At 41.6% G+C, this 12864-nt stretch carries 9 protein-coding genes and 1 tRNA gene; 5 read left to right on the top strand and 5 right to left on the bottom strand.

Annotated elements, in window-relative coordinates; translation table 11 throughout:
- Nucleotides 1-584: 584 nt before the first annotated feature.
- On the bottom strand, nucleotides 585-1625 hold the full coding sequence (locus tag F0145_RS01640; protein WP_150086318.1) for a PhoH family protein: 1041 nt from the start codon (nucleotides 1623-1625) through the stop codon (nucleotides 585-587).
- Between the two features lie 97 nt (nucleotides 1626-1722).
- On the opposite strand from F0145_RS01640, the gene F0145_RS01635 reads away from it, so the two are divergent.
- The 3 genes from F0145_RS01635 to F0145_RS01625 all read left to right on the top strand — a co-directional run bounded on the left by F0145_RS01635 (nucleotide 1723) and on the right by F0145_RS01625 (nucleotide 3432).
- Nucleotides 1723-2496, top strand: coding sequence for an SAM hydrolase/SAM-dependent halogenase family protein (locus F0145_RS01635; RefSeq protein ID WP_150086317.1), 774 nt, complete (start codon nucleotides 1723-1725; stop codon nucleotides 2494-2496).
- A gap of 250 nt (nucleotides 2497-2746) precedes the next feature.
- Entirely contained in the window at nucleotides 2747-3283 is a 537-nt protein-coding gene (locus F0145_RS01630) for an iron-sulfur cluster co-chaperone HscB C-terminal domain-containing protein (RefSeq protein ID WP_150086316.1), read from the top strand.
- 65 nt (nucleotides 3284-3348) lie between these two features.
- Nucleotides 3349-3432 (top strand) — tRNA-Leu (locus F0145_RS01625).
- 214 nt (nucleotides 3433-3646) lie between these two features.
- On the opposite strand, the gene F0145_RS01620 is transcribed toward F0145_RS01625, so the two are convergent.
- The 3 genes from F0145_RS01620 to F0145_RS01610 form a co-directional block, all read right to left on the bottom strand.
- A complete protein-coding gene (locus tag F0145_RS01620) occupies nucleotides 3647-4432 on the bottom strand; it encodes a DUF2971 domain-containing protein (RefSeq protein ID WP_150086315.1) in 786 nt (261 codons plus the stop codon).
- 72 nt (nucleotides 4433-4504) lie between these two features.
- Complete coding sequence (locus F0145_RS01615; RefSeq protein ID WP_150086314.1) at nucleotides 4505-5020, bottom strand: transposase; 516 nt, start codon at nucleotides 5018-5020, stop codon at nucleotides 4505-4507.
- Nucleotides 5021-5309: 289 nt separating this feature from the next.
- Nucleotides 5310-5921 (bottom strand): hypothetical protein, encoded by a 612-nt coding sequence (locus F0145_RS01610; RefSeq protein ID WP_150086313.1) that lies wholly within the window; start codon nucleotides 5919-5921, stop codon nucleotides 5310-5312.
- Between the two features lie 661 nt (nucleotides 5922-6582).
- On the opposite strand from F0145_RS01610, the gene F0145_RS01605 reads away from it, so the two are divergent.
- Entirely contained in the window at nucleotides 6583-7506 is a 924-nt protein-coding gene (locus tag F0145_RS01605; RefSeq protein WP_150086312.1) for a glycoside hydrolase family 16 protein, read from the top strand.
- A gap of 372 nt (nucleotides 7507-7878) precedes the next feature.
- Nucleotides 7879-8472: a dihydrofolate reductase family protein gene (locus F0145_RS01600; protein WP_150086311.1), complete on the top strand. Its 594-nt coding sequence runs from the start codon at nucleotides 7879-7881 to the stop codon at nucleotides 8470-8472.
- 457 nt (nucleotides 8473-8929) lie between these two features.
- Here F0145_RS01600 and F0145_RS01595 read toward each other — a convergent pair whose 3' ends face one another.
- Nucleotides 8930-11683, bottom strand: coding sequence for a nucleoside hydrolase-like domain-containing protein (locus tag F0145_RS01595; RefSeq protein ID WP_150086310.1), 2754 nt, complete (start codon nucleotides 11681-11683; stop codon nucleotides 8930-8932).
- Nucleotides 11684-12864: the final 1181 nt, after the last annotated feature.

Raw genomic sequence — 12864 nt, 5'->3', positions numbered from 1 at the left:
ATAGTGATTTAGGTTTTGTCTTTTGAAATATTTTTAATTTTTGAAAGGTTTTATCTTTTGAAAGATTACATCTTTCAATGTTTAAGTGCTTACAGTATTTATGAGCCTAAGTTTGCTCAAGGCCGCGAGGCCCCGTTTGGTCATTCGGGCTGCTCATCTTTCCTTTCCTCCTCCGTCGGAATGCTGCGCACCGGAAACCTGAAAGGCCCTCATTGCCCAAACTGATGTAGTTTGCTTCGTAGCTGTTGCTATTCTGTATTAATATTTACTGGCGTACACAAGGAATAAAAGTGTTTGATTTAGCGTTCTTTCCTCTCGCATAGAGATCTCCCCTCCCACATTTGTCATTCAGTAGGAAACTATTTAGCAAGTAGCGAACAATTTTCCTTCTGAATAACAAATGTGGATTGCTTAAACCTCTTTTTTTTTTAATAGTTAAGTAGTTGCTCAACACTCTTAAATATTGCCTGACACTATAAATATTGGCTGGTACTATTTACATAAAAAAACATTCCGGTCCGGGAATATTCTGCTGAAGGCAAAATAATTCCGGACCGGAATGACAGGTTAAATAATATTAAAATTTATTCGCCGGTATTGGCGCTCTCGGCGGTGCGGTAACTGTTGCGGGGACGATAATCTTTTTCCCGCTGGTTCCCATTGCTGCTCAGGGCACTTTCTTCGGCTTTGGTGTAAGCTTCAATAATTTCGCGTACTAAACGGTGGCGCACCACATCTTCCGGCTTCAGTTCTACCATTACAATGCCTTTTACATCGCGCAGAATGTGTATGGCTTCTATTAAACCCGATTTTTGCTTCGTTGGTAAATCTATCTGCGAGCGGTCGCCGTTTATCATTACTTTCGAGTTCGGGCCCATGCGGGTCAGAAACATCTTAATCTGCATTGGGGTGGTATTCTGGGCTTCATCGAGCAACACAAACGCATTGTTCAAAGTACGGCCGCGCATATACGCCAGCGGTGCTATTTCTATTATTTTGTTTTCGTAATAATATTTCAGCTTTTCTACCGGAATCATGTCTTCCAGGGCATCGTAAATCGGGCGCAAATACGGGTCAACTTTATCTTTCATGTCGCCGGGCAAAAAGCCCAGGTTTTCACCGGCTTCTACCACGGGGCGCGAAATAATAATTTTCTTAACCTCTTTGTTTTTTAACGCGCGCACCGCCAACGCCACCGAAATATAAGTTTTACCCGTACCGGCCGGCCCTAGTGCAAACACCAGATCGTTTTTATCTACAGCATCTACCAGGCGCTGCTGGTTCGGGCTTTTGGCCTTAATTACACCGCCTTTGCTGCCGTACAACAAAACATCCTGTGCCGTAGGATGCGGAATTTCGTCTGGGGCATCCAGATCCGGCGATATATATTTATCCACGTTGGTGTGGGTTATTTTGCCAAATTTATGATAATGCTCGATGAGCGAAGAAAGAATCTCGTTAATCTTGGTTATTTCGGGGGTCTTGCCTTGAATTTTTATTTCGTTGCCCCGCGAAATAATCTTGCTGCTCGGAAAAGCAGCGGCGAGTTGCTTAATATTCTGATTCTCAATTCCCAGAAAGTCTATCAGGGATATATTTTCCAGGGTTATAACTTTTTCTACCAAATTAGTTCAGGTGGTTAGCTTTATGAATGAATTTAATTCTTCTAAAATATTCCTACTTTTGCAATTAACAAATATTGTGCAAATTTAATTCGTCTTTATGCCTCTGATTACGTTTTTATCTGATTTTGGATATACTGATCACTACGTGGCAGCGGTGAAGGCGAGTATTCTTAAAATTAGCCCCCACGCCCAAATTCTGGACATTTCGCACCAAATAGAGCCTTTTAATATTGCCCACGGCACCTACGTACTACAATCTGTTTTCCAGGATTTACCCGAAGGAACGGTGCACCTGGTAGCCGTAGATTCGCAGGGCAGCGTTGACGGGCGGTACCAGGCCATTAAGTACAAAAACCATTATTTTGTCGCGGCCGATAATGGCATTTTGTCATTACTGACTGATTCGCAGCCCGACCTGGTAGTAGAGTTGGAAGTAAACGGCGTATTGTCGCACCCGGCCAAAGACGTGCTGGGCCCGGCAGCCGCTTTTCTGGCCCAGGGCGGCGATATTCGGGAGTTGGGGCAGGAAACCAGCGGCATGCGCGAACTTTTAAACCGGCAGCTCCGCCTCAGCGACCACAGCATTACCGGCCACGTAATTCACGTAGACCACTATGGCAACCTGATAACCGATATTACCCAGGACAGCATTGATGCCATTGGCCACGATCGCCAGCTTACCATTACGTTTGGCCGCGAAACCGTAGACCGTATCAGCCCCAATTACAACACCGTAGACGAAGGCGATTGCGTATGCGTTTTAACCAGCGCCGGCCGTTTGGCCATCGGCATCAACAAAGGCAATGCCTCCGAATTGCTCGGCCTGCATTACGATTCGCGCGTAGACATAAACTTTTACCCGGCCGAATAATATTTGGTTGCTGGTTGTTAGTTGTTGGTTGTTACTGCTGGCGTGCTATATTTACATACATTTTGTTTTTCAGGCTAAAAAACCACATCTGTCATTCAGGAGCAAACTTTTTGGCTGCCTGCTAAATAGGTTCCTCCTGAATGACAGAAATGAATTTCTGTTACTAGGTTTAAACTTATATTACCAACTTCTGCGTACTATCGGTTTTAATCATTACAGAAGCTAACAGCTAATTACTAAAGACTAAAACATGCAAAATTATTTCGAGTTTTACGGCATACCGGAAAGCTTTTTGCCCGACGAAAAACTGATTAAACAAAAATATTACGAGCTGAGCCGGCAGTTTCACCCGGACTTTCACGCGAACGAAACTTCTGAAAAGCAAAGCGAAATATTGGCTCTCTCGACGCTGAATACCAACGCTTACCGCACCCTGAGCAACCCCGATGCGCGCATGAAATATTTGCTGGAGCAGCACGGCCTGTTGGAAGAAGGCAAAAACAACGAACTTCCCTCCGACTTCCTGATGGAAATGATGGAGCTGAACGAAGAACTCATGGAACTGGAGTTTGACTACGACGAAGCTGCTTTTAACAAAGTAAGCCAGGAAGCCACCGGCATTGCCGCTACCTTAGATGCCGATATATTACCTACCCTGAACCAATACCCTATGTTGGAGGGATTTACGCGCGACGAGGCCCTGCAACAGATAAAAACTTACTATTTAAAGAAAAAATACTTGTTGCGAATTCAGGAAAGTTTATCTAAGTTTGCATCCCGAACGTAAAACAGCGTCGCAGAATCTAATAGGTTCGACCCCGGCTCTGGGTACTTTCGGATTAGTGACTACCTGCCCAGATGGCGGAATCGGTAGACGCGTTGGTCTCAAACACCAATATCTTCACGGATGTGCCGGTTCGACCCCGGCTCTGGGTACAAAGCCTTGTAAGTTAATAACTTGCAAGGCTTTTTTGTTTTCAGGAAAATTTGCCGGAGCTATTAACTCAGTATTATAAAAAGCTTTATTTAAATATTTGAGTTTTTGATTGGTTGATATTATAGGAAAGAATATATTAACGAATAAATAGCAAACATTTTAAGTGTCAGGTGATAACACCTGACACGGCAGAAGTATGCAGTTTCCATAATTCTAATTAATTTGATCAATATCGTTTAGTTCTTTAAAATCTAATAAAAAACTATCTTCTCGCATTGTGGCTTGTTTATAAATTACATTATCATAGCCATTTGCCTTCAAAAATTCTAATACTTTCTTCTTGTCTTCTTTAGAAGTTTTGCAGCCAAATATTACTTCTCTTAAAACTTTCTTAGGGAAAGGCCATTTCCCAGTTTGATGACCCACGAGCCTCATTTCTTCTTCATACTTCCAATCCTCTGATTTTGTGATAAACATATTAAATAAAGCAACTTGCCTTTGGGAACCATAGTCCATAGGTTGAAAATGGTTGGTGTATTTAACATTAGAAATAAGAAATGTATCTGGGGATAAAGCTGGTTCAAAACCCAAACAAACTCCAGTGTGCTTGTTTGCATAATGCGACCACATCAGTATATTTTTATAAGTCTTGGTAAAACAACAAATCCCCCACACATTATTCATTTCGAACTTTAACTCATCATGAATCTTTTTAATTTTTTCAGGCTGTGCAAAATATCCTTTTAATGTATTGCGTCTTTGCCTCCTAGTACCTTCAAGAGGTTGCGATTTAAACAGAAGCTTTATTGCTTGTTTAGTAGGTTTAAAAGTTATAAGGTGTGGATTACAATCGAAAGGATCATTAAAATCTGCAGGTTTAGACAACCAAAAATAATGGCCTGAAATTGTTTTATAAAAATTTTCATTTAATGTAAAAAACTTATAAACCTTGTTGGGAGGTGTTCCTAGATTCTCTAAATACGCACTCTTTAAATCCATCTAATTTTAGTTTTAACAAGAATTAAATTAGAAAATTACTTTCCCGCCGTGTCAGGTGTTATCACCTGACACTCACTCGCCATAATGCGTAATAAATCCCCAATCATCAACATTTAATAAATAAAATCTCGCACTAGAGTAGTAGTAATTTTCCGGCAAGTCCACCAACTGCCATTTTTCCTGCACCGGATTCCGGTGGATATAATCTAGTTTCTGCTCCAGTACTTTAGTTGACCACAACGGAACGGACAAAGGCCGATGCTCCCATATCTGGTACGAGCGGTCTTTCACCTTAACCCGGAACCGCTCCAGCACAGCAGGGTGGTTTTGCTGCAAATCGAACTTAGTTTGCTGGGCAGTATACTTCAGGAAATCTCTTTGTACATCGGCGCTCTTTACATGCTCCCGCATCTGCCAAATTACATGAATGTGGTTGGGCATCAAGACAAAACCATACAAGAAAATACGCTCGTGCTGTACCAGAAACTTCAGGCTGCCAATCACAATATCCTTGTACTTATCCGGCTTTAACAAATGCTTCCATTCCAGAATGGTGGCCGTGAAGAATTGCGGATGTTCGGTTATCATGGCAGACTTAGTTCAGTTAAGAATATTACGCCAGCCGGTTAGGATTGGTATCAGGCGATAACACCTGACACGGCAGAAATAGCCGAAGAATTAAGGTTAGCTTAAAGATTGAGATTGGATGTTGTGAAGGGCAATTAATATACTATGCTTTTTTAATTTGGTTAGAGGTAGCACCTGCCATAGCAATTAATGGTTATAATTTACAACTTTGAAGGTTAGGAGTACAGATAATAAACAGAGTTGAGGCATAAGCACTTACAGTTGTTGTTCCAACAGTAGTATCAGATGTTTAGCCTTTGCCCTTCCCGTTATTACCATTATTCCCATTCCCGCTATTACCGTTACCATTATTGCCATTTCCATTACCTCCATTGCCATTATTACCGCTATTGCCGTTCCCACTATTACCATTGCCATTATTACCACTGGTTGTTCCGCCAGTGGTTGTTCCGGATGTGGTACCCGATGTTGTTCCGCCGGTAGTACTACCAGAAGTTGTTCCATTCCCGTTACCATTATTTCCATTGCCGTTACCATTACCGTTATTGCCATTATTATTACCACCAGGTGTGGTGCCCGCAGTAGTACCAGATGTGGACCCTCCGGTGGTGCTACCCGAAGTAGTTCCCGCCCCCGTAGTATTTTCTTCAACAATTTGGTTGCATACCAATTCTGCTTCGGCGGCCTCTTTGGCAGCTAATAACGCTTTTTCTTCTGCATCTTGCTGGCTTATGGTTGATGTTGCTTCTTCTGTTTTGGTTACAGCCTTGCCCTCATAACCAGCCAGGCATGTTGCTTCGTAAGTTACGGTGCTGTTATAAATTGTTTTTTCTTGTTTTTCACACCCTAAAGCAAAACCAATTATTATAACTATAATCAGAACCGATAAATATTTTCTCATTTGTAATCCGCTAAAATTGGTTCTAATATAATTATAATATTTTAATGTATAATTTACTCACCAAATGAGCTGTATAAAATTTAATTATTTTAAGTATTTTTCTTTACCTGTTTAAGTATTTACCTCTAAAAATAGTATTATCTAAGCCCGATTAATCAAAAACTGAACGTTATTATATGAATGGTAAAAAGTGTAGCTGCGTGAATGCCTTTCCGTTTTAATATTTCTGCCGTGTCAGGTGTTATCATTGTGGCCGTCCGGCTAAGGAATAATATAGAAAATTTCACAGCACCTTTCGTCAGCTTTGCGCTGGTGGGTACAGGTAAAAGGAATTTTTGGACAGCCTGACAGTTAAAAACCAGCAAATATTTTAGGTTCAAGTTAACGCTGCGCTTAATACAGAACCAGATAACAAGGTAGATTCCCCTGACACAACAAGACCTGGGTATGTTGCAGAATCTGAAATATTTTAAAAGTAACTGATTACCACACTACAAATAAAATTATTTCGGAACGAAGGAGTTGCGAAATCCGCTTTTCTCGTGTTTTAAACGCCATAATTCATTCTGGTATAAAATACAAAGCGGTATGCAACCAGCAGACTTGCATTAAAAATTTATATCATTTATATTTAAATCCTACAATTTTTAGCTACCCACTTATGTCTTGTTTATTACCCGGAAAAACTGCTTTTCTGTTGTTGTGCCTGCTGGCTGCTGTCGGCTGCAAAAAAGATTCACCGGCAATTCAGGCAACCCCAGTTGGGGACGCGGTAGCCGAAGCCAAGCCCGGCACTACCCCTCCCGCAATAGCGCCCACCGTTTGCAATTTTGATGTAGCCAATACTACACTCACCAACTCCGGCTGGACGTTAATTTTTGAAGATAATTTTGATACGGACCTTTCTAAATGGAATATTTGGACGGGCGGCGCTTTTAATAATGAGCTGCAATATTACCAACCCCAAAATTTAACCTTGGCCAACGGCGTGCTGGCTATTACGGCTAAAAAAGAAACTGTAACCGGCGCTACTACACCTTATGATGCCACACCCAAAACCTTTAACTATACCTCCGGCCGCATAGAAAGTAAAACCCTCGTATCGGCTAATGCCACTACCCCTAAAGTACGCCTAATGGCGCGGCTAAAATTAGTTAGTGGTTACGGCTTGTGGCCGGCTTTCTGGAGCTACGGCGACCCCTGGCCCACCCAAGGCGAAATTGACATAGTAGAAGCCCGCGGACAAGAACCTACTAAATACCAAACAAATTATTTTTACGGCAAAACAGCCAACCACAATTTAGTCCGGAATGCCACCGGCTATATTACCGCTGACGCTGACCTGACTACTTGTTACCACGTTTACGAAATGGTTTGGGAGCAAAATAAACTTACTTCTTACCTGGATGGCAAAGTAGTAGAAGTTAAAACCAGCGGCGGTTACATTCCCAGCTTGTTTGGTAAATCAGAAAAAATTACGTTAAATCTGGCCGTTGGCGGCGAATTTTTCTCCAACCTCGACCCATCTAAAATTGCTACCGGCACCCTCTACGTAGATTGGGTAAAGGTTTTTACTTCTAAATAAACCAATAAATACCTGGCCGGTTGATTTAAATTACCTGATAGCATAAAAGCTATTTCATAAAAAATTAAGCTAAGTCCGTTATCCTGTAAAATTTTAATAGTTCTGCAGAATAACGGACTTAGCTCTGTTAAGCTTTTATACCGGCTTGCCTAAGCTTTTAAGATATCATCTTTAAGTGATTTTACATTAACACTGTACCCTAGCAACCACGCTACTGGTTTACACAAGCCAATAAATACTTTTCGCATTTAGCCCTCATATTGTCGCATTTGTACTGCACTTACCTAATTTATATTGGCGAAATTTGGGTTAGCACAAAACCAATTTTGAGTAAGCTTTTACAATATAAATTATAATTGGAGGTAAAATAATATGCGAAAAATAATTGTCATATCCATGATTACGTTAGATGGCGTAATGCAGGCGCCCGGAGGTCCTGAGGAAGATACATCCGGCGGTTTCGAATACGGTGGTTGGGTTGCCCCTTTTGAAGACGAAGTTTCTGATAAGGTTATGGCAAAGCTCATGCAACCTGCGGATCTTCTTTTGGGCCGAAAAACCTTCCAAATTTGGGCGAACTATTGGACGGCGCATGCAAGTGGCTGGCCAAGTATTAATAAGGTCACGAAATACGTCCTGTCTACCACCCTAAAAAAATCGGACTGGGAAAATTCAGTTTTCCTTAACAGCATGACAGCTATTCAAAATCTTAAAAACTCGGATGGTGCTCCCATTCAGGTTTGGGGCAGCAGTAAGCTTATTCAGCTACTACTTAAACATGACCTGGTAGATGACCTCTGGCTCATAACTTACCCATTAACTCTTGGGAAAGGGAAAAAATTGTTCGACGGTGGCCCGATTCCGGCAGCATTTACCTTAACAGAAGGTACTATTACTCCCAGTGGGATAATTATTGCCAATTATCAGCGAGCCGGAAAAGTAAAGACGGGTACTGCTGGGGCTTAAGGTAAATAATATACTGGCAGTAACTTCAAAACGAGACTTACTTCCCGAAAGAAAATATTGATTGTATAACGCAGGAAGCAATATTTGTTCTACCCGAGATTGATATTTTAACGATAAAAGAAGCTTCTCTTTTATAAAATTAATACCAGGGTATTACGCTTAAAATATTGCAGTCATCCCGAGCTTGTCGAAGGTTCTATCACAGCATTATATTACCATTATTATTTAGGTACTGCGTTTAAAATATAGCGGTCTTGTTGCATCTGTCGAATTTGCTAAAACTACTTTTATTTGGTTGTGCTAGATCCTTCGACAAGCTCAGGATGACCCAGTAGTAAACACCTAAGCGTAAGTTTCGTTTTCTAATGGTATAAATACCAATATTACGCTGCTAAAAAAAACAGGCCAGTTAGTTTTACTTCTAACTGGCCTGCTAATAAGCTATTTTAATAATAGGCTAGCGTTGTAACAGCAATCGTTTATGCATTACCTGGTTGCCGTACGTGAGCTTGGCCAGGTAAACGCCGTTGGCGTAATTACGGCCATCCCATAGCACTTCGTTTAACCCTCCGGCTTTAACTTCTGCTTTATAAATTGTTTCGAGCAAAACGCCTTGCAAGGTGTATATTTCCACTATAGCGGTTTGGTCGGTGGATAAGGTAAAAGACAGATTCACTGCCTTCCCGAATGGATTTGGATAAGCATCAAAGGTTTCACTGACTTCGGCTACCTGATCCTGCAACGTAGTTTCGGGGCTTTTACCAGACAATGCAACATTAGAATTAACAGGTACAAAGGGTGCCAGGCGGTTACCGCCAATGGGTCGTTCTAAAGCGCCATCCGGCAATTGCCAGCCTACTGCCAGGTTATCTTCGGCATAAGCCTCTTTATGCAAAGCCTCAATGTAGTAGCGTTTACCAGCTTCTAACCGGATAGCCATTGATTTTTGAGAGGAATATTTATTCCATTCCCGGGGCGCGGTCCAGCCATTTATATCCGCAATCCTGCGCTTGTTTTCTGGTTTTTCATTCGTGCTTAACCAAAGTTCTGCATTATCGTCGCCGGAAATAAAGAAAATATAATTACCGGTTAGCGGCGGACAAACATAACCCCGTATGCGGCTGCCGTAGTAATCCTGAATATCCGTAGGACCTTCAAATAAAGTTAAATGGCTAGTGCTGTTGGGTGTTTTATTTACCGGAATAGACGATACCGCATTGCCACCAATGTTATTCCACTGTTCGCGCAAAATGGTACCGGTAGCGGTGCAATTTACGGGGGCTGGGGCTGGTGCAGGAGCAGGTGGTGGCGTGGGCGCTGGCGGCGGTGTAGATGTAACCGCAAACGGCGCTAAACGGCTGCCGGCAATTGGTCGCTCCTGGGTACCATTAGGCAATTGCCAGCCTACAGCCAGGTTATCCCCACCGGAGCCATCTTTTTGTAAAGCTTCTATGTAGTAGCGTTTCCCGGCTTCTAACCGAATAGCCGCTGATCTTTGCGAAGAATATTTATTCCACTCCCGTGGATCTGTCCAGCCCGTTACATCGGCAATTTTCCGTTTATTCGCTGGATTTTCATCGGTGCTCAGCCATAATTCCGAGTGATCGTCGCCGGAAATAAAGAAAGTATAATCACCGGTTTGCGGCGGGCAAATATACCCGCGAATCCGGCTGCCATAATTATCGCCAACATTCGTAGGCCCTTCGAACAAGGTAAGCTGACTGGTGCTGGATGGGGCATTATTTAGCGGAATAGCTACAATTGCTGTACCGTAAATATTATTCCATTGTTCGCGCAGGATGGTACCGGTAGCCAAACAGTTAGCGGGCGTGGGAGCAGGTGCCGGAGTTGGTTCCGGGGCTGGCGTGGGTGCTGAACCCGGCGTAAGCGTTACCACAATCCGTTTATAAGATACCAAAGCCGGCGATCCGTTATCGGTTACTTCTAAAATAATATGCACGGTTTGCGGACTAGTAACGGTTGGCGCAACCAAACTGGCCGCTTTTTGGTTATGCCGCTGAATAGTTACGGCGTTGGGATAGGTGCCGGCTTCCTGGTATTGCCACCAACGGTAACTTAAGCTATTTCCATCCGGATCGGTGGTGCCGTCGGCGTTTAAGGTAATGGTTTGTCCGCCTCTCACGGTCAGGTTATCGCTTACATTAACCTTAATAGTGGGTGTGTGGTTAGCGCCTTTAAAGCTGGAAGCCACGCACCAGTCCATACGGGCCTGAAAATCGGCATTGGCCTGGTTAATCCATCTTTTTAAAGATCTTTTCTCGTCGCCATCTTCGCGGGCATCAACGTAAACATTGGCCAGATTAGGCACTTTGGTAAACCGGCCACCCCAGCCGCCAAAAAGTGGATTTTCGTGGTTGCGCAAGCCATTATTTACCATGTATAAAAAAGCCGGCGTATCGCCTTCGCTCACGTACAATTGCGGGTAAAGCGCGCCCAGCGGGCCATGATTATTTTTAACGTGGTGGGCTATAAATTGTGCCGTATGCGGTAAGCTGTTGTAATCCCAGGACCCGAAAAAAGAGCTGTTATATACCATTTTAACCTTGGGGTGGTGCCTTTCAATATAGTTTCCGGCATCGTCCTGGTACCATATATTATACATAACAACTTTCGAGATAGCCCGGTCGTATTCAGCCGGATATTCTTTTTTTAGCTTGTAAAAAGCTTTGGCCGCCGTGTTGCCACCACCCCAAGCCTGAATATACACTGGGCTGGGGTCCGGGTTTAACAATACCTCCACAATCCGGTCCGAGCCCGGTGTGTTGGGCCAGTTATCGGGCATGTATACCACTTTATGGCCCGGCTTTTCTTCTAAATACAATAAGCCCCCCAAGTGGTTCGGGTCTTCATCGCCTACAAAACTCTTACGCCGGATTTCATCGGCCGTTGGGTAATTAGGATTGTGTTTAACTAAATTAGGGTAAACCCGCTCGTACGCCGATATTTGTTTTTCCAGCCAATCTTCCCGGCTATGGCCGTGGCGCTGAAACAACGAGTTCGTTTCAATTATAGCTTGTAAATCAACATCGCAGGTATACAGCAAAAACCGAATCATCGAACTATGATCATCAATCTCGCCATCGGTCATTACAATAGTACGTGGTCTGGGGCCAGCGTTATTCGCTAAAGCCAAATCTGGCAATAACGTAACCAGCAAAGCTAGCAGTAAAGTAAAAGTGGTTCTATTCATAGTAATTTAGCGTGTGGTTTTCAGTTTATTTAAGTTGATGGTTTAAGTGTTTCGGGTACTTAAAGGCCCGATATTTAAAGTTTGGCGGAAAATCCGGAAGGGATAAACTTGTTAAGGAGAATTTTAATAGGCCAGCGTTTTTGGTGCGAAAACTTCCTGTAAGGGTTAAAAACCTTCCCCTTGCGGCGGATAAACTTCCCTTTATTACTTTTGCAAACTCAGCTATTATTGGCATAGGTTAACTTTTTAAGCGAGATTAAAATTGTATTAAAATTGTATTAAAATTTTTTAATCTATTGTACAACTCACTTTAATCTACCTTCAATTATTTCCTCTTTATTAAAAAATTAAATTACAATTCATTTTAATGCCTTTCTAATAAAGTAGAAATACCTCCATTTCAGCTCATCTTATCTTTAACTATCACCAAATAAACACAATTATTTAGTAAGCCAAACAATAAATATTAAATTTTTAATATATAATATTAAACATTTTAGCCGAGCAAATATAAAGGCCCAACTTTGAAATAACTAAAATTATTAACTTTAATTTATATTAATTCCTAATAATATCAGATTTTATTAAATTTTTTTCATTTTATATTATTGTAGCTACAACAGCTAAATCAATATCAGAAGAATAATTAGCTTAAGGTTTCAGCCAAGCCAAAATACTAATTAGAATAATACAATATACGATACATTTTTATCCTTAATATTAACTTAAGGAACAAGCCTCACATAGTAATCCTTTTAAAAGAAACAGCTTATTAAATTTATATTATAATAAAATACTGAACACGGATTTCAGTTGAACAAGCTAAGTTAACAAAATTGTACTTTATTTATCTTACTCAGGAAATCACGCTAATTATTTCCCCAGTCAGAAGACTGAACTTCCCCGAAAAATATTGACAAGCCGAAAAAAATTCTGTTAGCTATTTTTAGAAAGCAGCCGGAAGTGATGCTAGTAATAAATTGAAGGCTTTCGTTTTGAGTGTTAAACCTAATGTTAATTTTATACCCTATTAAAATCTCCCATAAATCAGGGTTCAACTACAATTGGCAGGTTTGTATTTTAAGCTTTACACAAACTAAGAAGGAGGCATTTACCAATGATTGGTAAACGCTCAGAAAAGTAAAAAAATATTGCCATTAGTTAGAGGTTAACAGCATAAC

It is taken from the genome of Adhaeribacter rhizoryzae (assembly GCF_008629685.1).
Lineage (GTDB): Bacteria > Bacteroidota > Bacteroidia > Cytophagales > Hymenobacteraceae > Adhaeribacter > Adhaeribacter rhizoryzae.
This window is presented reverse-complemented; position numbering and strand designations above follow the sequence as displayed.

What these genes read in the sequence shown, in the direction of transcription:
- F0145_RS01635 (WP_150086317.1), top strand. Translation starts at nt 1,723, where the DNA reads ATGCCTCTGATTACGTTTTTATCTGATTTTGGATATACTGATCACTAC.
- F0145_RS01630 (WP_150086316.1), top strand. Translation starts at nt 2,747, where the DNA reads ATGCAAAATTATTTCGAGTTTTACGGCATACCGGAAAGCTTTTTGCCC.
- F0145_RS01620 (WP_150086315.1), bottom strand. Translation starts at nt 4,432, where the DNA reads ATGGATTTAAAGAGTGCGTATTTAGAGAATCTAGGAACACCTCCCAAC.
- F0145_RS01615 (WP_150086314.1), bottom strand. Translation starts at nt 5,020, where the DNA reads ATGATAACCGAACATCCGCAATTCTTCACGGCCACCATTCTGGAATGG.
- F0145_RS01610 (WP_150086313.1), bottom strand. Translation starts at nt 5,921, where the DNA reads ATGAGAAAATATTTATCGGTTCTGATTATAGTTATAATAATTGGTTTT.
- F0145_RS01605 (WP_150086312.1), top strand. Translation starts at nt 6,583, where the DNA reads ATGTCTTGTTTATTACCCGGAAAAACTGCTTTTCTGTTGTTGTGCCTG.
- F0145_RS01600 (WP_150086311.1), top strand. Translation starts at nt 7,879, where the DNA reads ATGCGAAAAATAATTGTCATATCCATGATTACGTTAGATGGCGTAATG.
- F0145_RS01595 (WP_150086310.1), bottom strand. Translation starts at nt 11,683, where the DNA reads ATGAATAGAACCACTTTTACTTTACTGCTAGCTTTGCTGGTTACGTTA.